We start from the raw sequence: 26,801 nt of genomic DNA, 5'->3' as shown, positions 1-26,801 counted from the left end.
TTAATTTAACCAAAATATATTTCATTTTAATAATTTTGTAGAACGTAAAACTTGTTGATGATCATTATTTCCGTAAATAGCTTACGTCATTCTTCATACCACCATGGTGAACGAGTGGAAGTTGTATTATAAAGAAGAGCTCTTTTTCGTACAAAACGTTTTATTGAAGCTGAGCCTAAACGAGAGCCTCCTAATCCTGAACTTTTGAATGAAGTTTTCTCTACTTTGCCCTCACTTCCAATAAACATCGCTGCAAGCCCTGTATCATTAATGCTAATACCACCTGCATCTATTTGACGTGCAATTGCTTTCGCTTCATCGACAGTCCCAGCAAATACTGCAGCACTTAAACCAAATTCCGTGTCGTTCGCAAAGCGAATTGCTTCCTTTACATCTTTAAACGACATAACCGACATGATCGGACCAAACGTCTCCTCCTTCATTAATTTCATATCATGATGGACTTCTGTAATGACAGTTGGACGACACCATAGTCCTCCTCCAATTTTTTCAATTTCACCTCCACAATGAATGTGTGCACCCTTTTCTACTGCATCTCGCAAATGTTCAGCAATAATGTCAGCTTGCGGTGCAAAAATCAAAGGACCAATCTCTCCACTTTCTGGCACAGGGTAGGCTAACTGTAAACGGCTCGCCTTTTTAATTAGACATGCTACAAACTCTGCCATGATTGTCTCTTCAACATATATTCGTTCAAGCGAATAGCATTGATGACCTGATCCTAAAACCGAACCTACCAATATGGCAGAAGTCGCTTTATCAATATCCGCTGACTTTGTAACAATAGCTGGATCTTTTCCACCTAACTCTAGGAATGCAGGTATAAAACGTCGTGCTGCCTCAACCGCTACTTTTTGACCAGTTGCCACGCTTCCTGTAAAACAAACCATATCTATATGTTCAAGAAGTTGAGCACCTGTTTCACCGGCGCCTAGCACATAGGTAATAACTTTCGAAAGTTCAGGAACTTGTTTAATCGTGTCCATCAACGGTTCCGTGAAACGTGGTGTTGCTTCACTTGGCTTAATGATTACTGCACATCCAGCCAATAAAGCAGGTATAGCATCCATCAGTGAGAGTGCCATCGGAAAGTTCCAAGGGCTAATGATTCCTACAAGAGGATAAGCCGAGTAGTCACTTTCCATTTCTATAAAATCAATGGATGTTATTTGCGTAATTGGCATGAATTCCTTTTCAGCAATTTTGCTCCATCCATTTATCCAATTTGTAATCGCATCGATCTCTATAATGCTCTCTCGATGACGACCTGTATCTATTGTCACCGCGGCAAGTAATTTTTCTCTAGATTGTTCTATTACTTGCCCCCATTGCTTCAGTATATTAATTCTTCCGTCGACTCCGAGTCGTTGCCATTCAATTTGCGCTACTCGTAAATCAGTACATTGTTTCTCTAACTGTTGAGGATTTATCGGCACCATTTGATAATCGAGTTGCCCTGTTCTTGGATTTCGTACATTCATGACTTTTTGTTTTACATCGTACATAAAAAATCCTCCCGTCTATCTTTATTTAATTTGTTCCAATAAAGCGCTTACATATTTCTCTTATTGGATAGATGAAATTGTTATCTATTATAAAATAAACTCCAACTATATATCTTTAAAAGAAAACCATTTCCGTATATGTTATTAATTATTATAATTCTAAATATTTTGAAGTCAACAGCAATTAATATATTACACTTTTGTTTTCTACTAATTTTATGTCGAATTAATAGAGAAATATTATTTTTAAAAAACTTTCATATAAAACTATTTGAAAGTATTCCACTTTCTTCACTCATTAATTACATATATACATTAAATTGGATAAATATTATTATCTTTTTATTATATAAAAATATCTCCTAGCTGATGTTTTAATTTAATTTTTATGTAGCTAATGTTTGGCAGTATTTCTCGTTGAGTAGGATTCACTTTCAGCAAAATATACTGATTGATTACTGGTCATAAATCAAAGTGCTAAATCAATTACTCAATAAACATAGTAATTTAAAAAATGAAACAGCCAGTCACCAGTAAAATACCGACAAAAGGCTGTTTGAAACGAGCTTTACGCATTTCTTAATTGACTAGTTTGACGATAGTTTGGCACCGCCACTTACTTCGATAATTTCTCCAGTGATATAATTTGCATAATCTGACGCTAAAAATAGAAATGCTCCCACAAGATCTTTAGGTGTTCCGACGCGCTTGAGTGGAATTTGATCAATTAATTGTGGATATTTCTCTCCTACATTCACAGCATGAAACGGTGTGTCTACTAAGCCTGGCGAAACGCCATTTACTCTAATATCACTACTTGCCAATTCCTTTGCCAGTGCACGAGTAAGTGCTTCGACACCACCCTTAGCAGTTGTATAAGCACTTCCTCCGATAATTCCTCCTGAACGCACTACAGCTGAACACGTATTGATTATCGTTCCTTTTTGCTCTTTAATTAAATCTAATGCAGCACGAGTAACAAAGTAAGTGGATTTAAGATTCAAATTAATCATTGCATCCCAATTTTCTTCTTCCAAATCTTCAAAAGAAAATTTAAATGGTGAACCTCCTACGTTATTAATCAAAATATCTAATCGACCATAGTGCTCTTTAATTTGTTCAACGATTGTTTCAACATCTTGTTTATTCGTCACATTACCTTCAACTAAAAGCGCATTTGTACCTTGTTCTTTAAGTTCTGTAACGATTTTTTCAGCTTTCTCTCTATTATCGTAATTATGTACGACAACATCAGCCCCGTACTTTGCAAATTCCATTGCGATTTCTTTTCCAATCCCTGTTACACTTCCAGTCACCCAAACAACTTTCCCTTTAAATGTAAACACTCTTGTCACTCCTGACTACTTTTTTATGGTCTTACTCCAATCATGTAAATATACTCATTAACCTAAAAACATTCTCTTTCTCATTATTGCAGTTATACACAATTAACTTATTTATTTTACCGCCAGTAGAATTTATTTTCGTACACAAAAATATTATAGTTTATTTAAAATATTGTGTCAATGATGAATTTTCAATAAATAATTAATGTGAAAAATATTTACACTGGCGGAATGTTTTTAACTTTTTACTTTACTTAAAAATAGTCTGAACATTGAATGGGAAATTTAATAGGGGTGCTATTTAAAAAAGCTTTAACTTCATTAGCAATTCGTAATGCAGTAATATGCTTATATACTAGTAGCTACTATTTAGTTATAGAAATTTCTTAAACATAATACCTTACAATCGGAGTCTTCTCAGCAGTATACTAGAGTTTAAAACAAGTGGATGCCTCTCTACGGAGACACCCACTTGTGTGTTATCGACTATTCATAAAACGTCCCAAGAAGTCTTGCAGTCGCTCACTTTCGGGATTCAATAGTATTTCCGAAGGCGGTCCCTCTTCTTCAATGACCCCTTGATTCAAGAACACGACACGATCTGCAATGTCGAGTGCGAAATCCATTTCGTGCGTGACCAGGATCATCGCCATCTCTCCTTCTTTCGCTAGATCCCGAATGACTTCTAGCACTTCTCCGACGAGTTCAGGGTCCAGTGCGGATGTTACTTCGTCAAACAGCATCACTTGCGGACGCATCATCAATGCACGCGCCATCGCGACACGCTGTTTTTGACCACCTGATAATTGTGCGGGGAACAGTTCGATTTTATCGCCAAGCCCCACTTTTTCTAGCATCTCTACTGCTGTAGCTTTCACTTCCGCTTTGCTCTCATTTTTGACGAGAACAGGGGCCAGCATACAGTTCTCGAGAATCGACATATGCGGGAACAAATTAAAGTGCTGGAATACCATGCCGATATCCCCACGGATAGAACGTAAATGTTTTTCATCCGCCGTGACCCATTCCCCTTTTTTCTGCATCATCCACAAGTTTTTTCCATTCACTTCAATCGCGCCTGCAGTAGGCTCTTCGAGTGTCATTAGCATGCGGATAATCGTTGTCTTACCAGAACCACTAGGTCCAATGAGCGCAACTTTCTCAGAAGGCTTAATGTCTAGGTCAATTCCTTTTAATACTTCCGTCTTACCAAACGATTTGTGCACATCTTTATATTGTACGATCGGTTCCACGATCTGATCCTCTCCTTCTTTTTTGTTTCTTACGCTAACGTCTTCTTGTCGAACCGACGATTATATTTCTTCTCTAATTTATTGATCAGCAGTGCAGATGGATAGCTTAGCAATAAGAAGAATAATGCGACTACCGTTAACGGCTCCACATATTTGTAATATTGAGCACCATAATCATTCGCGATATGAAGCATCGCTACCACACCGATCGTTGAAGCTAACGGTACTTCTTTAAACATGATGATCAAGTAATTCCCAAGCATCGGAATGGTTGGTGGAATCGCTTGCGGTAAAATAATTTTCATCCACTTTTGACGTGTCGACAGATTCAGTGCAGTAGAAGCTTCCCACTGTCCTTTATCGACAGACTCAATACCCGAACGGTATACTTCAGACATATATGTACTAAAGTGAATGCCAAGCCCTAAAATTGCGGCTACGAATGGGTTCAATGACACGCCTACGACCGGTATCATCGGCCATGCATAATAAATGAAAAACAACTGCACGAGTGGTGGCGTAGAGCGGATAAATTCAGCAATCCAGCCAAATAACCAGCGCACAGGCCGCCAAGGTATGCGACTAATGAATACCCATACAAACCCAAAGATCGCAGCGAATAAGTAGCAAGCCAGCGTCAAACCGACTGTAATCCATAGTCCTTTAAATATTAGTGGAATAACGGAAAAGAATACGTCCCAACTCCAAGTCATTAGCTAGCCACTCCTTTCTTCGATACGCTTTCCATTCTTCTTGTGAAGAAAATCAATGGCAATGCAATAACAAAGTACATGACGAGTAGAAGTACATATACCATCGGAGATTCCGACAAGTGCGTGCTTCGATAAATATTTCCGTAATACAGTAAATCGGTTAGTCCGATTAATGAAACCAATGATGTTGCTTTTAAAATTTGAATTAAATAATTGCCGTATTCAGGTAGCATCATGCGTAGAGCTTGCGGAAGAATAATATGACGCATACGTTGAAACTTGGATAAATTCAATGCAATGGAAGCCTCCGTTTGACCAGCAGCCACCGCTTGAATCGATCCTCGCACAATCTCAGACATATACGCTCCGTAGTTCAAGGAGATTGCCAGCACGGCTACCCATATATCGCTACCTAGATGGATATTGAATAAACCCGGTAACGCATAGGAAAACCAAAATAGCTGTACAATCAATGATGTTCCACGGAAAATCTCTACATAAAAACCAGTGAATCCTTTAATAAGCGGATTCGTATGGACGCGTGATAAGCCCGCGACGAATGCGATGATACTCGCACAGATAATTGATAGTACTAGTACCTGTAGCGTAATACCTAACCCTTGTACGACAGTGGAAAAAATATCGGGTAAGGAACTCACAAAACCACTCCATTATAATTGTTTTACTTCCATCTATTTCATTTCGCGAATTAAAAAGGTCATGCCGCTGTTGGGCATGACCCGGTTGTGTACTTAGTAGTTATCGCCGTTACAAACACTTTCTGTCGTAATGTCGTCTTCTACTATATTCATTTCTTCAGTGAAACCAAATGGTTCGATCAATGCGGCGATTTCACCACTATCTTTCAACTTCTGTAATTCTTCGTTATAGGCTTCTCGTAATTCATCGTCGTCATTCAAGAAAGCTGCAGCACCGAAGCTTGGCACTCCTTCAATATCTGGCTGTTCGAAGTCTGACACGAACTCTAGCTTTTCATTGTTCGCAGACTCGAGCGCCATTTTGATAGTCATTTCTGTACCTGTCGTAACTGCTGCACGTCCGGATTCTACCGCAGAGAATGACGCCGGAATATCGGGAACCATCATAATCTGATCTTCTGCGATCCCTTCGCGCAACATAAAGTCTTTCTCTGTTGCACCGCTCATCACGGCTACTTTAACATCTGGGTTCGCAGCGATATCTTTATAGCTTTTTAAATTCATTGGGTTACCCGTTTCAACGATCAAACCTTCACCATACTTAATCTCTGGTTCTCCGAATGAAACACTTGAACAACGGTCAGGCGTAATGGCCATACCCGCTGTAATGACATCAAATTTCCCTGCGCCCAAGCCTGGGATCAATTGGCCAAAATCAGAAAGCTGACCGTCTACTTCTTCCACTCCCAAGTTTTCAAAAACCGCTTTGGCAATAGCGACCGCTGCACCTTGCAATTCCCCATCTTCTTCATACGCATACGGTTTCTCATTGGCAAAGCCGACTTTGACAACGCCCTTTTCTTTCATATTATCCAATTTGCTTCCGCCTTCATTACTTGACGAATCTGCATCCCCATTCCCGCAAGCTGCAAGTACTATAAGCATCATCACTGCCAAAACACCTATCGCCGATTTCTTCATAATTCTCCCCCTTGATTTTTTTATCAAACTATTAGTAAGTTAGTTGATAGATTACCATAGTGAATTAATAAGTTCAAACGATTTTCGACAACTTCACATTTTAGTTATATAAAAATAGTAACAACAAATACCGTGATGACAGCGTTTCCATAACTTTATTTTTAAGATTTTTTCGCAAAATTTTATTTTTTACTAGGTGAAAAGACATCAATTATTTATTTTTAAAAAGGTTCTTTGAAGTTCCACTTCATCTTTCAAAACTTACCGTTTATTTTCCATTAGTAAATTAATTAACTAAATGAATATTAATAATTTAAAAAGAACACACTGGATGCGTATACTTTCGTCTCTTCTCATCCAGTGTGTTCGATATATATTTTTTCCCGATGTAAAAAAACAACGATTGGATGCATAATCCAAACGGATCATGACAAACAATCGTTGTTTACGGTAGAACCTTGATGCCCTCGGCGGGAGTCGAACCCACATTTTGAGCTTCGGAGGCTCACGTGCTATCCATTGCACCACGAGGACTAAACGTGTAGTATCAAACTTTACCTACAAATACTCAACTACAGAAAAAAGCTTTTCTTCTGTAAGAGACATCTTCCATTATATCGTAGAATATAATGAAAAGCAATGTGTATTTTTAAGGCAAATGATTTGACCTTTGTTGACCTTAATAGGTAAAATACAGGTATAGTTGAAATACGAAATGATTTCAACCGAACGAATATTATGAAGTAATTAAAGGAGGAAGTCTAATTGAATCTAATTCCTACAGTAATTGAACAAACAAACCGTGGTGAGCGAGCGTACGACATTTACTCCCGTCTACTGAAAGACCGTATTATCATGTTGGGTAGCGGAATTGATGACAACGTCGCTAACTCTATCGTTGCGCAACTTCTATTCCTAGAAGCTGAAGATCCAGACAAAGATATCTCCATTTACATCAACAGCCCAGGTGGAAGTATCACAGCTGGTATGGCAATCTACGATACCATGCAATACATCAAACCAGACATCCGCACAATCTGTGTAGGTATGGCAGCATCCATGGGTGCATTCTTGCTAACAGCTGGTACAGAAGGTAAACGTTACGCTTTGCCAAACGCAGAAGTAATGATTCACCAACCACTAGGTGGCGCACAAGGTCAAGCAACTGAAATCGAAATTGCCGCAAAACGCATCTTGCATCTACGTGAAAAACTAAACCAAATCCTAGCTGATCGCACCGGCCAGCCAATCGATGTCATCGCAAAAGACACAGACCGCGATAACTTCATGACTGCCGAGCGCGCTAAAGAATACGGCCTAATCGACCACGTTCTAGAACGCAACGAAATCGAAAAGAAATAAACAACTACAGGTTGTCGCAGAAAGCCAAATGGCCTTCCGCGACAACCTTTTTATTTGTATTTTATAGGTATTTGGGTTTGGGTTAATCTTTACAATACAAATGTATCAGCTCTCTAACTCCAGATCGTGACAGCTAGTTGATCTGCGTTCCAGGCGGCGACTCCCGCGGGAAAAGCATGTGCCTTGAGACCCCGCAGGTAGCGAAGCGGACGAGGAGGCTCAAGCCATGCCCGCAGGAAAGCGTCCGCCTGGAACGCAGATCAACGGCTCCCTTTACTCTCTAATCGCCCTACTCCTGCATTCCAGTTGCACAAAAAAAGATGACGAAACCTCAAAAAGGTCATCGCCACCCATGTCTAACATAATTACACTCACTGCTCCACTTCCACTAAATCAGCCAAATTTTGAAGAGCCAAATCCTCATCAATCCCGTCCGTAATCAACGTGATCTCCGTCCCCTTCGCAATCGCCAAACTCATAATCCCCATAATGCTTTTCGCATTCACCTGACGATTATCTTTCTTCAAATAAATATCAGCCGTATACTTATTGGCCTCCTGTACAAATAACGCCGCCTGCCTTGCTTGCAAACCAGGTTTGATTCCTACTTTCACTGTTTTTTCTACCATATTGTGTGCTCCTTTTCTTCCTCTTCTCATGAAGGATCTACTAGTTATTTAACGTAAACGATCTGCGATTTCTTCAATTTTACGCAAACGATGATTGACACCTGACTTACTGACCGGTGCACCTGTTACCAGTTCACCTAACTCCTTTAGCGTCACATCTTGATGCGTGACACGTAATCGAGCAATTTCTTGCAGACGATCTGGTAATTGATCTAAACCAATCGTGCGCTCAATCAATTTAATGTTTTCTACTTGCCTTTGTGCCGCACCGATTGTCTTATTCAGATTGGCGGTTTCACAATTCACTAGCCGATTCACACTGTTTCGCATATCACGCATAATCCGTACATCTTCAAACTTCATAAGAGATACATGCGCACCGATGATCCCTAGGAAATCGGATATTTTTTCTGCTTCTTTGAGATACGCAATAAACCCTTTTTTACGCTCAATAGATTTCGCATTCAACTGAAAATGGTTCATCAACTCAACAAGTGATTGACTATGTTCCTGATAGCTTGAGAAGACTTCCAAGTGATAAGAAGACGTCTCTGGATTATTCACGGAGCCTCCTGCCAGGAAAGCTCCCCGTAAGTATGCGCGTGCACAGCAGTCTTTTTCAATTAGCTGTGGATCGATTGTATGGATCATTTGGAAGTCATGCGTCATGATCGATAACTCTTCCAATAAATGTTTCGCTCCATCACGGATTCGACAAATATAGATATTATTTTTCTTTAAACGCATTTTTTTTCGTACTAGCAATTCCACTTTATATGGATACAATGCCTTCACGTTCGAATACAGACGACGCGCAATAGAGGCATTTTCTGTTTGAACGTCAAGACTTAGTTGTTTATTAGAAAAAGACATGACACCATTCATTCGGATGAAGGCCGCAATTTCTGCTTTCGTACAGCAATCATCCGCTTCGATCTGCGTCAGTTCCTTTTTCGTTTTGGATGCAAAAGACATGATATTCCCCCTTTTCGGCGATTTTCATATCTATCCGCCTTCTACGTTCTCTCTATATAACGCATCAACATATCTGATACTTCCATCGTTTTATGCATGATCGTTCCATCTAGGATGGTCGCAATCTCCTGCACGAATACTTCAGGTACTAAAGATTGCAGTACCTCTAGGTCATTCTCCACAAGCCAAGGTTCTTCTGTTTCATTCAGGTTATGCGTGCGTCTGAACGCTTCTGCATTATTCACTAGTACTGCATCGAGAAAGGGTTCTCCCGCATGATCATAAAGCGCCTGAACGTGCTCAGAAGCAGTATAGCGATACGTTTCGCCACGTTGCGTAGTTAAATTACCAACATAGACCTTTTTTGCAGTACTTTCGAGAACCGCTTCACGGATATCCTGCACTAAAAGTGTTGGCAAAGTACTAGTATACAAGCTTCCCGGCCCAAATACGATTAAATCTGCATTTTTTATCGTATCGGCTGTTTCCGGCAAAGGTTTTACATCTTGAGGCGTGATAAAAACGTTACGGATTTTCCTCCCATAGAGAGGAATTTTCGATTCACCTGTAATGATTGAACCATCTTCAAGCTCGGCATGCAAGGTAATTCGCTGATTTGCTGCAGGTAACACCGTCCCTTTAATATTCAGCACCACACCCATCTGCTCGACTGCACGTGCGAAATCGCCAGTAATAGTTGTTAGAGCTGTAAGCATTAAATTTCCAAGAGAATGTCCCTTCAAACCATCCGTTCCCTCGAAACGATGCTGAAACATTTTCTCGATCATGGGCTCAACATCTGAAAGCGCTGCCATAACTTGCCTGATATCTCCAGGTGGCGGTACGTTATATTGGTCGAATAAACGACCTGAACTTCCCCCGTCATCCGCCACCGTAACAATCGCGGTCAGCTCAATTGGATACCGTTTTAATCCACGCAGTATATTGGATAAACCTGTGCCGCCACCGAACACAACAACTCTTTTCATCGTAGTGGATTGCATAGTGATGTCAACCCTTTCTTTTTTCAACGTCCCGATGCGATACATGTGTCGGGTAATCGCCTTTAAAAACACCTGTAAAATATTCAGCAAGTGTAACAGAACGATGTTGACCACCTGTACAACCGAAAGCTATAACCGCTTGACCTTTTCCTTCTTGTTTATACTGTGGGATCAAGAATTTGAATAAATCGGTTAGTTTTTCGATTAATTCTTTCGTATCTGACCATTTCAATACGTACTCCGATACTTCGCGATTCAAACCTGTCAACGGACGTAATTCCTCCAAATAAAACGGGTTCGGTAAAAAACGTACGTCGAATACTACGTCTGCATCAATCGGCATCCCATGCTTGAACCCGAATGACACAAAATTCAATGTGAAGTTTGGCTCTCCTGCTTCAGCAAACTCACGGGTGATTTTCTCTCGTAATTGCTTAGGCTTTAATTTTGATGTGTCAATAATAGAACGTGAAAGTCCTTTTATTTCAGTTAACAAAAGACGCTCTTTGCGAATCCCTTCGAGTAACACACCGCCTTCGGATAACGGATGTGATCTGCGCGTTTCTTTATACCGTTTCACAAGCGCTTCGTCATTTGAATCGAGGAATAACAAACTGGTTTTAACATCTTCCATCTTGAATAACCCTTCGAGTGCAGTAACCATAGAGTCAAATAAACTTCCCCCGCGTGTATCCATCACAGCAGCAATACGCCTCATCTGATTATCCGACTTCATCATCAAATCCAGGAATGTGACAAATAATTCGGGTGGCAAATTGTCTATGCAATAGAATCCCATGTCTTCAAAGCATTGCATGGCGACTGTCTTACCTGCACCTGACATCCCCGTAATAATTACGACTTCATATTCATTTACCGCCTGTGGTTGATCCATAAACATTATTCACCTTCCATTGATTGTTGAAGTGATTCCCGCAAAAAGCGGAATTGCTCTGTATAATAGAACGTTCCATACTGCATACCTTCCTGACTCACCGCAAAGAGCAAATTCTTGCGATCACCTTCCGCCATTGGCAGTGTATGCAAACTTTCAAGCGGATGCCATTCCAGTTCACCTTCGACGGTTGTCTTCATTATGTTTCCGGAATAATCATGTGCGACAAATGTAAAGAGTAACCATTCGTTTAATAATTCTTTTTCTTCATCATCCATGATCATCATCGTATATACGCCTTTTAAATGTGGCGAGATTGCCTGTGCACCGGTTTCTTCGAGAAATTCACGATTAGCTGCTTCATATACAGACTCACCTTCATCGATTTTCCCTCCCGGTGCTACATACCAACCACGCCTTGGCTTCTTGAGTAAAAGAACTTGACCGTCTTTTACCACGAGCAAATTAGCAATTTTTTGCATATGTAGTTCCTCACTTTTCGAGTATGTACTTATAGTATACAATGCTTTCAAGTAAAACGAAAAAAAAAGGTGGCTATTCACGGAAGTTTGTACCGTAAATAGCCACAAAGTTGCTATATTATGAAAGGGGGTCTTTCTTCTTTTTATTATCCCCCTTTTATATTGCAGGACGATTACATACACGTTACAAAACGATAACCTGTTTACGCCTTTGCTTCTACTTCTTCCATCAACTCTTCGATATACTTCTGAGCTGCTTGAGCCGCAATACTTCCGTCTCCAGTAGCCGTCACGACTTGGCGTAATAATTTCTCACGCACATCACCTGCGGCAAAGATACCTGGAATTTTCGTCTCCATAATGTCATTCGTTTCAATATAGCCGTTTTCATCCAAAATACCAAGATCTTTGAAAGGCTCTGTTATTGGATCCAACCCGATATAAACGAACATTCCTTCCGTTTCCATCTCACGTTCAGAACCGTCTTCAGTAGATACCAACGTGATGGAACCAATCTTCCCGTCTTTTTCATTTACTTGCTTAACTGTTGAATTCCAAATGAAATCAATCTTCTCATTTGCGAATGCACGCTCTTGTACGATTTTTTGTGCGCGCAATGTATCACGGCGGTGAATGATTGTGACCTTATTAGCAAAACGTGTTAAGTACGCACCTTCTTCTACCGCAGAGTCACCGCCACCAATTACGACGATATCTTTGTTACGGAAGAACGCCCCGTCACATACTGCACAATAACTTACACCACGGCCTGTTAATTCTTCTTCACCCGGTACACCGATCTTTCGGTATTCTGCACCCGTAGTCAAAATAACTGCGCGTGCTTTGTAACTTTTCTCGCCTACATGAACCGTTTTGAATTCACGGCCGTCTTCGATTTTCGTTACGTCCCCATACGCATATTCAGCTCCGAAGCGTTTCGCATGATCGAACATTTTCGTAGAGATATCCGGACCTAAAATACTTTCAAATCCAGGATAGTTCTCAATTTCTTCTGTATTGGCCATTTGACCGCCTGGCAAGCCTCTTTCCAGCATCAGTGTGGACATATTTCCACGTGATGTATAGACAGCTGCTGTCATCCCTGCTGGTCCTGCTCCGACGACGATTACATCATATACTTTTTCTTCCATTGTCATGGTGTTTTCCTCCTTCAAAATACGCTCCCCTTGGTGTTCATTCATGTCACCAAAAGTTTTATCTGATCGACAGATAAAACTGTCGCTACATAAAATCGTACGAGAAACGCACGTGAATTTCAACTTAAATGCAACATCCAAAAATCACTATTCTTCTGTGTAAGGCAGAAATTGAAGCAGTTCTTGAATATACTTGGAAAGTGTTGAAACGGACACGCTATAATTTTCTGCAATAGACTTCTTTGTCACTTTTTTGTCATGCGAAGATTGGAACATAAAATCTGCAGCGGCAGCCAGTGCATGTACATTACTGAACTTATACTTTTGTTCAAGCGCCTTTTCACACAATGTAAACCACATTTGAAAGAGCAGTACACCTCGCTCATCCAACGGTTTATACTCTTCATACAATAGGTCACAAATTGCCAGCGCTTTTTTCAAAGCCTTTTCAAATGGAGTAGTCACCTGGAATGAATAGTTCAGGCTGTGCGCTAAAAACAGCTGTTCCGCAGCAGTCAATTTTTCAACATCAATATATCCCGGATGCGATAAGATTTCCTGTAAATGTGACGACTTTCCTACTAAGTACAAACCGAGCATTCGCTCACTGCGATAAGGGTTTGAAATCTTTTCAATCAAGAACGGCACATCTTCTTCGTAAGAATCCGTATCCAACTCTTCGTCCAATGACTTCCAAGGTTCAAATCCTTCTTTGGTAGGATCTAATTTCAACAAAGCTTCATTTGCTTGTTCCGCCACTTTTCGATGCCCGGTAAAGTATGCGGCATTCGCTAACCAGAAATAATACCCGACATCCCCCTCAAATCCACGTTTTTGCAGACTTCGAAGCCAGTGGTATGCTTCCTCATAACGACCCGTCAGTGCAAATGTCGCGCCTAATTTATAGCGTTGCTCGAATTGGTACGGTTTAATTTTTGACAACAACTCCATCATGCTTTTCAGACGCTCTTCATCTCGGTTGTAATAAAAGAACACTGCCAAGTTACAAAGCGCATGGATATTGCCTTTCTCTTCGCGTAGGACATCATACAAAATATCTTCTGCATGCTTTTCTTTGCCAATATAAAAATACGCAAGCGCCAAGTTATTGTGGACAGCCCACGTTTTCGGATAATCCACTAATAAATCCTCTAGCACCTTTATGGCCTCTTCGAAATCCCCTTGCTCCATCATGCGACGCGCTTTTTCTTGCATGAAAATCACTTCACCATCAAGCTGTTCACCTTCTTCAACGAACGATTCTTCTTGATCAGCGAATTCAGAGATTTCGTGGGCTTCTTCTACAAAGACGCCATCAGGTGCCATAGCTACATATTTCAATGCATATTGCTTCGCTTCGCGCAATAGACCAAGATGTGCGTGAACTTCTGCTAAATAGAACGTCGTCTCTTCATTATTTGGGTCCAGATCATCAGCGGTTTGCAATAGCTCATAGGCGTCTTCAAAGCGCCCGACTTCCATGATGAACACACCGTATTCCATATGTGTAAGTGCATCATCTGGATTCAATTCTAGCGCACGTTTATAATATTTTTCCGCATCAGAAAATTGTTCACGCTGCATAGCTTGCATTGCGCGTTTACGATAAAAATCACCGTCTGGCAGGAATGATATAATTTTTTCTTTCTTAAATCGTTGGTTGTTTTTCAATCGAACTCCTCCGAAAAAGTAAGAGGAACGTACTTGACGTCCCTCTGCAATGTATCCTCTAGTATAGCACAACTACACAGTCCGTCATTCATTTGCTTTCACGTGCCGCACGTTCCGCCATTTCTTCAGCCGTATATATAATACGCACCGGATTTCCGCCAGCAAATGTACCAGCCGGAATATCTTTATTGACGAGTGACGCAGCGGAAACAATCGCACCGTCACCAATTTTAACGCCTGGTAAAATTGTCGTATTGGCTCCAATCAGTACATGATTGCCTATTTCCACATCTCCAATACGGTACTCATCTATCAAGTATTCATGCGCTAAAATCGTTGTATTAAACCCAATTATAGAGTTTTCCCCAACAGAAATTCGTTCTGGAAACATGACATCCGGTACAACCATCAGCGCAAAAGCCGTATGTTTCCCAACTTTCATTCGCAAGAACAATCGATAGAAAACATTTTTCCATGAAACGAACGGAGTGTACCGCGCAATTTGAATCACGATGAAATTTTTAGCGACTTTAAAAATCGAAACTGTACGGTAAATATGCCAAAGGGAATTTGCATCTCCTTTGGACGGATGCCGCTCCGTGCGTCTCATAGCTTAATTCCCGCAGTAATTTTAAGTAAGTCCGACATATGTTGCAACATGTAATCAGGTTTGAATGTCTGCAAATATTCTTCCCCTTTGAGTGCCCATGCGACAGCTGCGGTTCGTGTCCCTGCATTTTGTCCACCGAGTATATCGTGGAAGTTATCCCCGATCATCAGTGACTCTTCCGCTGTTCGATCCAGACGTGTTAATGCGAGTAATAGGGGTTCTGGGTCGGGTTTAGGATTCGTGATATCATCGAGTCCAATCACCGTATCGAAATAGGAAGCGATTCCCAAAAGGTTGATCCCTCTTTCGACCATGTCGCGTTTCTTCGTGGAAACGACTGCCATCTTCAAACCTAGATCATATAATTTACGAAGCGTATCTGTCACACCTTCGAATTCAGTTACATATGCATCGTGATTCGCCAAATTCCATTCACGGTATTCGGCAATTAGTTGTTCTGTCATGTCGGGTGCAATCGATGAAAACGTATCATGCAATGTAGGTCCGATGAATGGCAGCATCTCTTCTCGTTCGAAACGTCCAGGGAAATGTTTTTCCAATACATGTTGGAAAGAAGAGAGTATTAATTCATTTGTATCTGCAAGCGTTCCGTCAAAATCAAATAATAATGTAGTAATTGGTTGATTAGTCAATCACAACTTCCTCCTTCTCTCTTGGCTGCTTCCATAGAATACTTACTGTAATAGTCAGTGCAATGGCAGTCACGAGCCGAATGATCAATAATGGCCAAATCGGTATACCGAGTGGCAAGAATAATAGTGTGTCCTCAATCACCGCATGGCATGCCATCAAAAAAATGAACGCCAATGTAATATCCCGTTTCGATACGCCATCTTCTTGCACTGCTTGGATCATGACGCCTGCGCCATATGCCAAGCCAATTAATAATCCAGCAACGAGTGTCATCGAGGCGTTCGGTTTCACGCCAATCATTTTTGTAAACGGTGCCAAACTAGTAGAAAAACGCTCTAAGTAATTACGGTCTTTCACATACTGCACAAACAACATTAACGGAATGACGATCATTGCCAGTTGTAAGACGCCAAATGCCGCCTTTTCAAGCCCGAGCAAGAAAATCTGCGCAAAGCCTTCCGGTACGACTTCCGCTTGTGGCGTTAGACCGTATTGTGCGATTTCGTTACCACCTGTCCAGAATACATTAATCAGCACTCCAGCTAGCACAGCTAATCCTAGACGCACAACAAGCACGGTCCATAGTTTGACGCCAACTTTTATAGCAACAGCCGTTTCGATGAACAGATTATGCGCAAAACTGATCATTATAGCAATGATGAAAACTTCTTTTACTGTTAATTCTAATGAAATGATTCCAGCAATTCCAGCGTATAAGTTTAATGCATTCCCAAGCACGATCGGCACAGCTGCTTCACCGCGCAAGCCAAAAAGATGCATGATAGGTTCAACCAACTGCACAAGCCATGGTAAGACAGGCGTAAACTGCAAAATAGTCACAAGCAACGTAATAGGGAAAATAATCTTACCGAGTGACCACGTTGTTTTGAACCCTACTTGCAAACCATTTTTCAACGTATTAGATAATGCAATATTATTTTTGTTTGTCATCGTAGTTCTCTTTTACTTTCATTGCATATCTACGATACAGCAAGATGGCAATCCCTATGACAACTCCCGCTACAGATACTAACTGTGCTGCACGCAAACTGCCGATGACATACAGACTATCTGTCCGCATCCCTTCAATGAAGAATCTGCCGATTGAATACCAGATGACATAAAACAAAAATACCTCGCCACGTTTCATCTTCAGCATTCTGCGAATTACCAAAATCAAAAGAAGTCCGACGACATTCCATAACGACTCATACAAGAATGTCGGATGATACGTGATACCATCAATCGTCATTTGATTCATAATCCAATCGGGAATTATCGTATTTTCTTTAAACGCTTGTGAAACCGGACCGCCATGCGCTTCCTGATTCATGAAATTTCCCCAACGCCCGATAATTTGTCCTATCAATAAACCAGGCGCTGTAATATCCGCTACTTTCCAGAATGACACGCCACGCTTCTTACAGAATATTACCGCGGTAATGACCGCACCGATCAACGCGCCATGGATGGCAATCCCGCCATTCCAAATTTGAATAATTTGATCAGGATGATCACGGTAATAATCCCACGTAAAAATAACATAGTAAATTCGTGCACTGATAATTGAAATAGGAATTGCCCAAATGAGCATATCCGTTAGTAAATCAGGGTGCATTCCCCGCTTCAACATTTCTCGTTGAACTATCATAAATCCTAAAATAATTCCGAGCGCAATCAAAATACCGTACCAGCGAACTTCTAAGCTGCCAATACTGATTGCGACTGGGTTAATCGCTAGCATAGATACATTCACTTAGTCGCGCCCCTCTTCATCTAATAATTCCGCATTATCTGCGATGGCTTGATCCAAACGCTTAGTAAATTCCTCTGCGGCATTAATACCGAGACGTTTCATTCGATAATCCATCGCCGCTACTTCAATGATAACTGCGATATTTCGCCCAGGTCTTACGGGTACGGATAATTTGGTAATTTGCGAATTGAGAATTTCTACCTTCTCTTCATCGATTCCAAGACGGTCATAGTGCTTCTTATCATCCCAAATCTCCAAATCGACCGCTAGCAATACACGCTTATCGTCTTTCACAGAACTCGCTCCAAACAACGTCATCAAGTCGATAATACCGACCCCGCGAATCTCCAACATATGCTTCAACAATTTCGGTGACGTTCCGATCAAGACATTATCGGACACTTGACGAATCTCAACGGAATCATCCGCTACTAGTCTATGCCCTTTTTTAATGAGTTCTAACGCAGTTTCACTTTTGCCTACTCCGCTGCCGCCCGTAATCAACACACCCACACCATACACATCCACTAGCACACCATGCACTGTCGTCATCGGCGCGAGTTGTCCAACCAAGTAATTCGTCAACATCCCCGAAAACTGTGTAGTCTTATAATCCGTCCGAAGAACCGGAATATCTTTCTCCTCTGCTAATTGGCTCAATTCTTTCGGCCCTTCTTCGCCATGAGCAATAATAAATGCTGGCGTATCTACCGAACAAAGTCGCTCCAAACGTTTTCTTCGCGTAATGGCAGACAATGTTTCGAGGAAGGACATCTCCTTACGCCCGATCAACTGCACACGTTCCGCAGGATAATAATCAAAATAACCAGCCATCTCAAGCCCTGGCCGTGAAATGTCACTCATTAGAATTTGTTTATGAATCCCTGCGTGCCCAGCAATCAATTCCAATCCGAATCGATTCATCATATCTTCTACTGTTAATTCACCCATGAAACCCCTCACTTTCTGCTACGATGTACGTATTCTTCAGTCTTTTACAGATTTTTGTGCTTATGTATAAACCATTCCCACCTATTTTACCATGAAGGAAACGAAAAGAAATGGATTACTTCCTGATCGATCTCCCCTTTTTGTATCCTTTTTAAAAGATTTCTCTATATAGAGGATAAAGGAGAGTGAACAGAATTGACACTAATCATTCTTGACGCGGGTCATGGACCAGATACACCCGGTAAACGAACACCTGATGGAAAGCTTCGGGAGTATCACTTTAATGCAGCAGTAGCTACACTTGTCAGCGAAATTTTAACGAAAGAAGGCCTGACAATCAAGTATACGCACGCAGCTACACGCGACGTACCTTTAAGTGAACGCACCGCTTCAGCTAATCGAATGAAGGCAGATGCATTTGTTTCCATCCATGCCAATGCATTTGGTACTGGCTGGCATTCAGCACAAGGGATTGAGACCTATATTTATCCACAAGCAAGCAAAAGCTCCGCAGTGCTCGCATCCACCGTACAAAAATCCTTAATTTCCGCATGCCAGCGCGCCGATCGCGGTGTGAAGAAAGCAAACTTCGCCGTACTGCGCGACACCAATATGCCTGCAATTTTAGTCGAATGCGGCTTCATGTCGAATCAGACGGAAGCTGGGTTACTGCAAAGTAAAACCTATCAACGTCAATGCGCACGGGCTATCGCCTTTGGGATTTTGTGTTGGGAGTATGAGAGGTTGAATTGATGGGGGATGGGATGCGATGGGTTGGGTTGGGTTGAAGGAGATGTAGGTGGTTATGAGCGGTTATGTGGTGGGATTGATCGTATAGGCCGCTAGTATGAGCGGATGGTTGTTGTGATAGAGCGGTTATGCAATAACTATGAGCGCTTATGGGAAATTATTGAGCGACCGAGCAATTACCCTCGATATTATAGGGTAATGAGCGGATAAACAGCGTGATTGATCGCATATACCGCAAGTATGAGCGGATACGGACCAGGATAGAGCGGTTTGCCCACACCATAGAGCGGAATCGCAACTACTATGAGCGCTTACACCAATTATTGAGCGTCCGAGCAACTCCCCCTTGATATCATAGGACAATGAGCGGATAAACAGCGTGATTGATCGCATAAACCGCAAGTATGAGCGGATACAGACTAGGATAGAGCGGTTAGCCCATGCCATTGAGCGGCATCGCAACTACTATGAGCGCTTACACCAATTATTGAGCGTCCGAGCAACTACCCTAGATAGTTATGGGATAATGAGCGGATAAACAGCGTGATTGATCGCATAAACCGCAAGTATGAGCGGTTACGGACCAGAATAGAGCGGTCAACCCTCATCATAGAGCGAAAACGCAACAACTATGAGCGCTTACACCAATTATTGAGCGCCCAACGCCCAAGCAACTCTCCCCGCCCCTTACACGTATATCAAACAAACCAAAAAACACCTGCACCGCCAGTAACGGCAATGCAGGTGTTTCATTATGCTATCAAATCATATCGACAGAGTTATAGCGAACCATGACTGAGCCTGTCTTGGACTCACCAGTTACATGCAACGGCTCTTTCGTCTCGTCTTCGGCAGTTTTGCTGAAGCGAATCGTACGATGCAAGAATTGCTCTTGCTCTTCTACACGCGACACGTCATGTAATTGCAAGTCGAGCTTACCCATGTTGGAAGTAATCTCTCCCTTAACGCTTATAGAAGATGGGAAGTAAATTTCAACAGACCCGCTAATTGACTTCGCTTCCAATCTTTTTGCAGCAGCAGATGAAGTCGTCAACGTCACATTTCCGTTTAAGGATTTCGCATCTACATCTTGTACAGCACCATCTACATAGACACGACCGTTTAATGTTTCGGCTTCTAGCTTTTCACCAGTAACTTTTAACAGACGGACCATACCATTTGCTGTTTCTAGCTCGGCTTCATCGAATTTTATATCCGCACATTCGATTTTCCCATTCGCCGTTTTGATGCGCAGATCTTTGAAATCGACGCCCTCCAATGAACAGCCACCGTTCAACAAACGGACAGAGAGTTTACTATAATGTACTGAAGTCGGAACGTATAGATGAAGATTGACTTGCAGCATTTTCAAGTCGCTGCCGATGCGCAATTTGTTACCGTCTTTCACGAACAATAACTTTTCCAGGAACTGATTAAGTGCGCCTGCTTCAGAATCCGTATTGAAATGCTTTACAGAGAACTTCGCCGTAATTTCTTCATCGTCTGAAGGATGAATTTCCACAGAGCCGTGATCGATATGGATGATGATTTCTTCAATATCTTCTACAGATTTGCTTTCTGTATGTGTAAAGGAAACAGATTTGCTGAATGGTGCTTCGAAATCGAATTCTTTCACACGGTGTACCGCCGTGTCCATAAACTGCATGAAGCGATCACCTGCTGTGACGAATTCTTTACGGATATCTTCGAAGAAAGCATCAGCAGAAGAGCTCTCTTCTGCTGTTTCTTTTTCAGATTCTTTTCCCATGGCTTCTAGTAATTTCAATGCCTCATCAGCTGTGATTTTACCTTCTTCGAGCATCGTGAGTATTCGTATGCGTTCATTTTGCATGCCTAGATTCCTCCTCGTTTTGAACAATCTTTTCAGTACCTATCTATTTATACGGTTCTGCGGAACAAAAGTTTCACTTTCTATTTCTTTACTACTTTATTGATTTGCTCTTTCATCCGGTTTCGATCTCTTTCTAGAATGGCCTTCAAATATTTACCAGTATAAGACTCTTCGACTTCTGCTATTGCTTCCGGTGTTCCCGTTGCAACAATTTCTCCACCTTTGTCTCCACCTTCCGGACCGATATCGATAATATAATCGACTGTCTTAATGACATCTAGATTGTGCTCAATCACGAGAACGGTGTTTCCTCCATCTACTAAACGTTGGAGAACTTCGAGTAGCTTGGCAATGTCATGTACGTGCAAACCTGTTGTCGGCTCGTCCAGAATATAAAATGATTTACCTGTGGAACGTTTATGCAATTCTGAAGCAAGTTTCACACGCTGGGCTTCCCCACCAGACAGCGTCGTTGCTGGTTGGCCTAATTGAACATACCCTAAGCCTACATCTACAATCGTCTGCAATTTACGGTGAATCTTTGGGATATTCTCGAAAAACACCACAGCATATTCTACTGTCATTTCAAGTACGTCCGCAATATTCTTTCCTTTGTATCTCACTTCAAGTGTTTCACGGTTATATCGCTTGCCATGACATACTTCACATGGCACATATACGTCGGGAAGGAAGTGCATTTCGATTTTGATGATTCCATCTCCACGGCATGCTTCACACCGTCCACCCTTCACGTTGAAACTGAAGCGACCTTTTTTATAGCCACGAACTTTCGCTTCATTCGTCATCGCAAAAACATCGCGAATATCGTCAAAGACACCTGTATACGTGGCTGGGTTAGAACGCGGTGTTCGCCCGATTGGAGATTGATCGATATCGATAATCTTCTCTAAATGTTCGACACCACTGATACTTTCGAATTTGCCCGGCTTTTGTTTGGATCGATTCAATTTCTGAGCCAATGCTTTATGCAAAATGTCATTGACTAACGTACTCTTGCCTGAACCGGAAACGCCAGTCACCGCAATAAATTGACCGAGAGGGAATTCTGCATCAATATGCTTCAAGTTGTTCTCCGAAGCCCCTTTAACGACAATGCTTCGCTCATCACGCGGTCTACGTTCGGTCGGAAGTGGAATGAATTTCTTTCCGCTCAAATATTGACCCGTCAGCGACTTTTTGTTTTTCATGACTTTCGCAGGAGTACCTGCAGCCACTACTTCTCCTCCTGCCACACCAGCACCAGGACCTATATCAATTAGATAATCAGCAGCCATCATCGTGTCTTCATCGTGTTCTACAACGATCAGCGTATTTCCGATGTCTCGCATGCTCTGTAGTGTGCCAATTAATCGATCATTGTCTCGCTGATGAAGTCCGATTGACGGCTCATCAAGTATATACAGGACACCCGTCAAACGAGATCCAATTTGTGTGGCTAGACGAATCCGTTGCGCTTCCCCGCCAGACAATGTCCCCGCTGAACGAGATAAATTCAAATAGTCGAGACCGACGTTCACCAAGAAGCCTAAACGTTCTTGGATTTCTTTTAGGATCATGTCTGCAATTTGTGCGTCTTTCTCAGACAAGGTCAATTGGTCAAAGAATTTTGTTGTTTCAACAATCGAGCGTTCCGTGATTTTCCCGATATGCTCACCATTCACTAATACCGAAAGTGATTCAGGCTTTAAGCGATAGCCTGTACAAGAAGGACAGGCTTTTTCCGTCATATATTTACCCATCTGCTCACGAATAAAGTCTGAAGATGTCTCGTGATAACGACGTTCCACGTTGCGCAAAACACCTTCGAAATAAATATCGCTATCACGAGTATTACCGAATTCATTTGTATAGCGGAAACGAATCTTCTCTTTTTTCGATCCTAGCATTAGTTTTTCAATATCCGAATCAGCTATCTCACTAACTGGTACATCCATAGGAATTTTATAATGCTTGGCAATCGTCTTCAGGAGTTCCGGATAATACTGAGAGCTCGTTGGTTCCCATGGGGCGATGGCGTGTTCTTTTAGCGTTAGTTCATTATTGGGAATGACTAATTCTGGATCGACTTCAAGTTTCATGCCAAGCCCGTCACATTCAGGACATGCGCCGAATGGACTGTTGAATGAAAACATCCGCGGCTCTAGTTCACCTATAGAAAATCCACAGATAGGACACGCATGATGTTCGCTGAAAAACAGTTCTTCTTCACCGATTACATCGACAAGAACATTACCGTCAGCTAAACGTAAAGCGGACTCTAATGAGTCACTTAAACGTGTTTCAACGCCTTCTTTCATGACAATCCGATCAATGACGATTTCAATCGTATGCTTTTTATTTTTATCTAAATCTATATTGTCGTCTAAATCAATCGTTTCACCGTTGACCCGTACGCGCACATACCCTTGTTTTTTAATGTCTTCAAATAATTTGGCGTGCGTCCCTTTTCGTTCAGAAATAATTGGCGCCAAAATTTGAATTCTAGTGCGCTCAGGCAACTGAGCTACACGGTCTACCATCTGCTGGATCGTCTGTGTTGAGATTTCAATGCCATGATACGGACAATGAGGTTTTCCGACTCTCGCATATAGCAAACGCAAGTAGTCGTAGATTTCCGTCACTGTTCCTACAGTAGAGCGTGGATTTTTACTCGTTGTCTTCTGGTCGATGGAAATAGCCGGCGATAATCCTTCTATAGAATCCACATCTGGTTTATCCATCTGTCCAAGGAATTGACGCGCGTATGCGGATAATGATTCTACATAGCGGCGCTGTCCTTCCGCGTAAATCGTATCAAACGCCAGTGAAGACTTTCCTGAGCCAGATAAGCCAGTAAGTACAACTAGCTTATCGCGTGGAATCTTCACGGTAATGTCCCTCAGGTTATTCGCTCTCGCTCCCTGGATTACAAGTTCTGTATTTTTCATGCGAACTCTACCTTTCTGCTTTCAGTTCTAGTACGGTATCGCGTAATTCTGCAGCTCTTTCGAAGTCCAAAGCCTTTGCTGCGTCTTTCATTTCTTTTTCCAACTTCATTAGCAATAAGCCTTTCTCGTCTTTCGATAGCTTCTTGCCGTTGGTTACCTTTTGCAAATACGATTCCGTTTCTTCCGCCACTTGAGTCGCACGGATCAATTCACGTATCGGTTTGACGATCGTTGTGGGTGTGATGCCATGTTTCTCATTATAAGCTTGTTGAATTTCACGACGACGTTCCGTTTCATCGATCGCTTTCTTCATAGAGTCTGTCATTTTATCCGCGTACATGATAACGCGTCCATCCGAGTTACGTGCTGCACGTCCAATTGTCTGGATTAACGCACGTTCCGAACGCAAGAAACCTTCTTTATCTGCATCCAAAATTGTGACCAATGAAACTTCCGGTATGTCGATTCCTTCACGCAGTAAGTTGATTCCGATCAGCACGTCATATGTGCCGATACGCAATTCCCGAATAATTTCTGTCCGCTCTAATGTCTTGACGTCGGAATGTAAATATTGAACTTTAATTCCAACATCTTTTAAATAATCCGTTAAGTCTTCGGACATTTTTTTCGTCAAAGTCGTAATCAAGACACGTTCATCTCGCTCGATTCGAAGTTGAATTTCATCCAATAAATCATCAATTTGCCCTTCAATCGGACGCACTTCAATGATTGGATCCAGTAATCCTGTGGGGCGTATGATCTGTTCTATCATTTTGTCTGTATGCTCAATTTCATAAGGTCCTGGCGTTGCAGAAATATACATCGCCTGACGAATATGCTTTTCGAATTCTTCAAACATTAACGGGCGGTTATCCAATGCGGACGGCAAGCGGAAGCCATGTTCCACCAATACCTTTTTACGCGCTTGGTCTCCATTGTACATACCGCGAATCTGCGGTAAAGATACGTGACTCTCGTCTACTACGATCAAAAAGTCATCTGGGAAATAATCAAGCAATGTATAAGGTGTTGCACCTGCTTCACGCAACGTCAAATGTCTGGAATAGTTCTCAATACCGGAACAGAAACCCATCTCTCGCATCATTTCCAAGTCGTAGCGCGTTCGTTGTTCTAAGCGCTGCGCTTCCAGTAATTTATCGTGATCACGTAAATATTTAAGCTGTTCTTCCAACTCAATCTCAATATTTTCAATCGCTTTAAGTAACTTTTCTTCGCGTGTGACGAAGTGAGATCCTGGGAATATGGCTACGTGGTCACGATCACCGATGACTTCACCTGTTAACGCATCCACTTCACGGATCCGTTCGATTTCATCACCAAAGAACTCGAGACGTATACAACGCTCGTCACGTGCCACCGGGAAGACTTCGACTACATCGCCTCTAACACGGAATGTACCACGCGTGAAATTGATGTCATTGCGTTCGTACTGAATGTCCACTAGCGTGCGCAATAATTGATTACGCGGTATTTCCATCCCTTTGCGTAATGAAAAAACCATGTCATTGTATTCTTCTGGCGAACCGAGACCGTAAATACACGAAACAGATGCCACAATCAATACATCATTGCGTTCAAATAATGCACTCGTTGCGGAGTGGCGAAGTTTATCGATTTCATCATTGATGGATGAATCCTTTTCAATAAAAGTATCCGTCTGCGGAACATATGCTTCCGGCTGATAAAAGTCATAGAAGCTGACAAAGTATTCTACTGCATTATCAGGGAAAAACTCTTTGAACTCGCTATATAATTGGCCTGCCAACGTTTTATTGTGGGCAATGACCAGTGTAGGTTTATTAATTTCTGTCAGTACATTAGAAACAGTAAATGTTTTACCTGTACCTGTTGCACCGAGTAATGTCTGATGTTTCTTGCCTTCTTTTATGCCGTTAACAAGGCTGTCAATCGCTTTTGGCTGATCTCCTTGCGGCGTATATGGTGCCTGCAATTGAAATGTTTCGTTCAAATGGTTCCACTCCTCTTCTTAAACACCTGTCCTTCTATTTTACCACAACTAGGGTTTTTTCTAAAGAAATAACGAACGTACGTTTTAAGCTAACTCTCTATGTACTTTATTGTACCCTTGTACTTTGTGAAAGAAACTTGCAACTCAGACATTCCATACAATAAAAAACACTGCCAGGATTTTGCCCTAGCAGTGCCTATGGAAATATTATTTTGTTTTAAGTTTGTATCCATGTTCTTGTGAAATGTCTAGTAATTGCTGTGTATACAGGTCGAATGCTTCTTTGTCATTTTGATCTAGCGCATCGTCAATCAACAGCATGATTCGCGATTGTGTTTGTTCCCAATGAATGTGTTGTAGAAACAGATCCCAATAGATTTCGTTCAGCAGCTTTTCCGCTTGGAGAGAAGTGCTATTGTTACCTACCGCTTTCAAAAATTCAGCATATGAGTTGTTATTATTCATCTCTCTCACCCCTGATACCTTTTAGTAATTATATATGCAATAGAATAGGAATTGCAACCATTATTTTAACTATTCGAACTTTTTAATTACTTCGATATGATTAACACACTGTTTACTAGGTACATATATTCAGATAATTCTGTCACGGGTTTAATTCTTTACTTCAGCAACA

24 protein-coding genes and 1 tRNA gene are annotated in these 26,801 nt (G+C 41.6%); 2 read left to right on the top strand and 23 right to left on the bottom strand.

All coding sequences use genetic code 11. The features are described from left to right. Window positions 1–86: 86 nt before the first annotated feature. The 7 genes from CSV61_RS12020 to CSV61_RS11990 form a co-directional block, all read right to left on the bottom strand. Window positions 87–1,526, bottom strand: a complete 1,440-nt coding sequence (locus tag CSV61_RS12020; protein WP_099639399.1) for an aldehyde dehydrogenase family protein — start codon at window positions 1,524–1,526, stop codon at window positions 87–89. A 587-nt stretch (window positions 1,527–2,113) separates the two neighbouring features. Further along, window positions 2,114–2,872: an SDR family NAD(P)-dependent oxidoreductase gene (locus CSV61_RS12015; RefSeq protein ID WP_158233848.1), complete on the bottom strand. Its 759-nt coding sequence runs from the start codon at window positions 2,870–2,872 to the stop codon at window positions 2,114–2,116. A 479-nt stretch (window positions 2,873–3,351) separates the two neighbouring features. Next, window positions 3,352–4,128, bottom strand: a complete 777-nt coding sequence (ehuA, locus tag CSV61_RS12010) for an ectoine/hydroxyectoine ABC transporter ATP-binding protein EhuA (protein ID WP_099639397.1) — start codon at window positions 4,126–4,128, stop codon at window positions 3,352–3,354. A gap of 26 nt (window positions 4,129–4,154) precedes the next feature. Continuing rightward, the gene (ehuD, locus tag CSV61_RS12005) at window positions 4,155–4,838 is read right to left on the bottom strand and encodes an ectoine/hydroxyectoine ABC transporter permease subunit EhuD (RefSeq protein WP_099639396.1); all 684 of its coding nucleotides are present in this window, start codon (window positions 4,836–4,838) and stop codon (window positions 4,155–4,157) included. After that, window positions 4,838–5,497: an ectoine/hydroxyectoine ABC transporter permease subunit EhuC gene (gene ehuC / locus CSV61_RS12000; protein ID WP_099639395.1), complete on the bottom strand. Its 660-nt coding sequence runs from the start codon at window positions 5,495–5,497 to the stop codon at window positions 4,838–4,840. The genes ehuD and ehuC overlap by 1 nt, the downstream gene beginning before the upstream one ends. A 93-nt stretch (window positions 5,498–5,590) precedes the next feature. Continuing rightward, window positions 5,591–6,478 carry an ectoine/hydroxyectoine ABC transporter substrate-binding protein EhuB gene (ehuB, locus tag CSV61_RS11995; protein ID WP_083033385.1) on the bottom strand — a complete coding sequence of 296 codons (888 nt, stop codon included), beginning with the start codon at window positions 6,476–6,478 and terminating at the stop codon, window positions 5,591–5,593. A gap of 462 nt (window positions 6,479–6,940) precedes the next feature. Beyond that, window positions 6,941–7,012, bottom strand: a tRNA-Arg gene (locus CSV61_RS11990). 231 nt (window positions 7,013–7,243) lie between these two features. Between CSV61_RS11990 and clpP the strand changes: the two genes are divergently transcribed. Continuing rightward, on the top strand, window positions 7,244–7,840 hold the full coding sequence (gene clpP / locus CSV61_RS11985) for an ATP-dependent Clp endopeptidase proteolytic subunit ClpP (protein ID WP_083033388.1): 597 nt from the start codon (window positions 7,244–7,246) through the stop codon (window positions 7,838–7,840). A 371-nt stretch (window positions 7,841–8,211) separates the two neighbouring features. Here the strand turns inward: clpP and CSV61_RS11980 are convergent, their stop codons facing one another. From CSV61_RS11980 to hprK, 12 genes are all read right to left on the bottom strand, one after another. Then, window positions 8,212–8,469, bottom strand: coding sequence for an HPr family phosphocarrier protein (locus CSV61_RS11980; protein WP_029054095.1), 258 nt, complete (start codon window positions 8,467–8,469; stop codon window positions 8,212–8,214). A 48-nt stretch (window positions 8,470–8,517) separates the two neighbouring features. Continuing rightward, window positions 8,518–9,444 (bottom strand): DNA-binding protein WhiA, encoded by a 927-nt coding sequence (whiA, locus tag CSV61_RS11975; RefSeq protein ID WP_083033394.1) that lies wholly within the window; start codon window positions 9,442–9,444, stop codon window positions 8,518–8,520. A gap of 41 nt (window positions 9,445–9,485) precedes the next feature. Continuing rightward, a complete protein-coding gene (locus CSV61_RS11970; RefSeq protein ID WP_369824372.1) occupies window positions 9,486–10,448 on the bottom strand; it encodes a gluconeogenesis factor YvcK family protein in 963 nt (320 codons plus the stop codon). A gap of 7 nt (window positions 10,449–10,455) precedes the next feature. After that, entirely contained in the window at window positions 10,456–11,343 is an 888-nt protein-coding gene (rapZ, locus tag CSV61_RS11965) for an RNase adapter RapZ (protein WP_369824366.1), read from the bottom strand. Between the two features lie 5 nt (window positions 11,344–11,348). After that, window positions 11,349–11,825 carry an NUDIX domain-containing protein gene (locus tag CSV61_RS11960; protein WP_099639394.1) on the bottom strand — a complete coding sequence of 159 codons (477 nt, stop codon included), beginning with the start codon at window positions 11,823–11,825 and terminating at the stop codon, window positions 11,349–11,351. Between the two features lie 203 nt (window positions 11,826–12,028). After that, window positions 12,029–12,982, bottom strand: coding sequence for a thioredoxin-disulfide reductase (trxB, locus tag CSV61_RS11955; protein ID WP_099639393.1), 954 nt, complete (start codon window positions 12,980–12,982; stop codon window positions 12,029–12,031). Window positions 12,983–13,129: 147 nt separating this feature from the next. Continuing rightward, entirely contained in the window at window positions 13,130–14,653 is a 1,524-nt protein-coding gene (locus tag CSV61_RS11950; protein ID WP_099639392.1) for a tetratricopeptide repeat protein, read from the bottom strand. 88 nt (window positions 14,654–14,741) lie between these two features. Beyond that, on the bottom strand, window positions 14,742–15,263 hold the full coding sequence (locus tag CSV61_RS11945) for an acyltransferase (protein WP_083033406.1): 522 nt from the start codon (window positions 15,261–15,263) through the stop codon (window positions 14,742–14,744). Continuing rightward, window positions 15,260–15,916, bottom strand: a complete 657-nt coding sequence (gene ppaX / locus CSV61_RS11940; RefSeq protein WP_083033408.1) for a pyrophosphatase PpaX — start codon at window positions 15,914–15,916, stop codon at window positions 15,260–15,262. Before ppaX ends, CSV61_RS11945 begins: the two co-directional genes overlap by 4 nt. Further along, the gene (locus tag CSV61_RS11935; RefSeq protein WP_099639391.1) at window positions 15,909–16,868 is read right to left on the bottom strand and encodes a nucleoside recognition domain-containing protein; all 960 of its coding nucleotides are present in this window, start codon (window positions 16,866–16,868) and stop codon (window positions 15,909–15,911) included. Before CSV61_RS11935 ends, ppaX begins: the two co-directional genes overlap by 8 nt. Next, window positions 16,852–17,673, bottom strand: a complete 822-nt coding sequence (lgt, locus tag CSV61_RS11930; RefSeq protein ID WP_233193592.1) for a prolipoprotein diacylglyceryl transferase — start codon at window positions 17,671–17,673, stop codon at window positions 16,852–16,854. The genes CSV61_RS11935 and lgt overlap by 17 nt, the downstream gene beginning before the upstream one ends. Next, the gene (gene hprK, locus CSV61_RS11925) at window positions 17,674–18,624 is read right to left on the bottom strand and encodes an HPr(Ser) kinase/phosphatase (RefSeq protein WP_099639390.1); all 951 of its coding nucleotides are present in this window, start codon (window positions 18,622–18,624) and stop codon (window positions 17,674–17,676) included. A gap of 195 nt (window positions 18,625–18,819) precedes the next feature. Here hprK and CSV61_RS11920 point away from each other — a divergent pair, with 195 nt between their 5' ends. Continuing rightward, on the top strand, window positions 18,820–19,377 hold the full coding sequence (locus CSV61_RS11920; RefSeq protein ID WP_099639389.1) for an N-acetylmuramoyl-L-alanine amidase family protein: 558 nt from the start codon (window positions 18,820–18,822) through the stop codon (window positions 19,375–19,377). A 757-nt stretch (window positions 19,378–20,134) separates the two neighbouring features. Here CSV61_RS11920 and CSV61_RS11915 read toward each other — a convergent pair. The 4 genes from CSV61_RS11915 to CSV61_RS11900 all read right to left on the bottom strand — a co-directional run bounded on the left by CSV61_RS11915 (window position 20,135) and on the right by CSV61_RS11900 (window position 26,629). Then, window positions 20,135–21,226, bottom strand: coding sequence for a DUF4097 family beta strand repeat-containing protein (locus tag CSV61_RS11915; protein ID WP_099639388.1), 1,092 nt, complete (start codon window positions 21,224–21,226; stop codon window positions 20,135–20,137). Between the two features lie 80 nt (window positions 21,227–21,306). Beyond that, entirely contained in the window at window positions 21,307–24,174 is a 2,868-nt protein-coding gene (gene uvrA, locus CSV61_RS11910; protein WP_099639387.1) for an excinuclease ABC subunit UvrA, read from the bottom strand. Between the two features lie 7 nt (window positions 24,175–24,181). Then, complete coding sequence (gene uvrB, locus CSV61_RS11905; protein WP_099639386.1) at window positions 24,182–26,164, bottom strand: excinuclease ABC subunit UvrB; 1,983 nt, start codon at window positions 26,162–26,164, stop codon at window positions 24,182–24,184. Window positions 26,165–26,371: 207 nt separating this feature from the next. Further along, window positions 26,372–26,629: an IDEAL domain-containing protein gene (locus tag CSV61_RS11900; RefSeq protein ID WP_083033426.1), complete on the bottom strand. Its 258-nt coding sequence runs from the start codon at window positions 26,627–26,629 to the stop codon at window positions 26,372–26,374. Window positions 26,630–26,801: the final 172 nt, after the last annotated feature.

This window comes from Sporosarcina sp. P3 (genome assembly GCF_002743415.1).
Lineage (GTDB): Bacteria > Bacillota > Bacilli > Bacillales_A > Planococcaceae > Sporosarcina > Sporosarcina ureae_A.
Note: the sequence above shows the minus strand (reverse complement) of the source record. Positions and strands in the feature narration are given on the sequence as shown.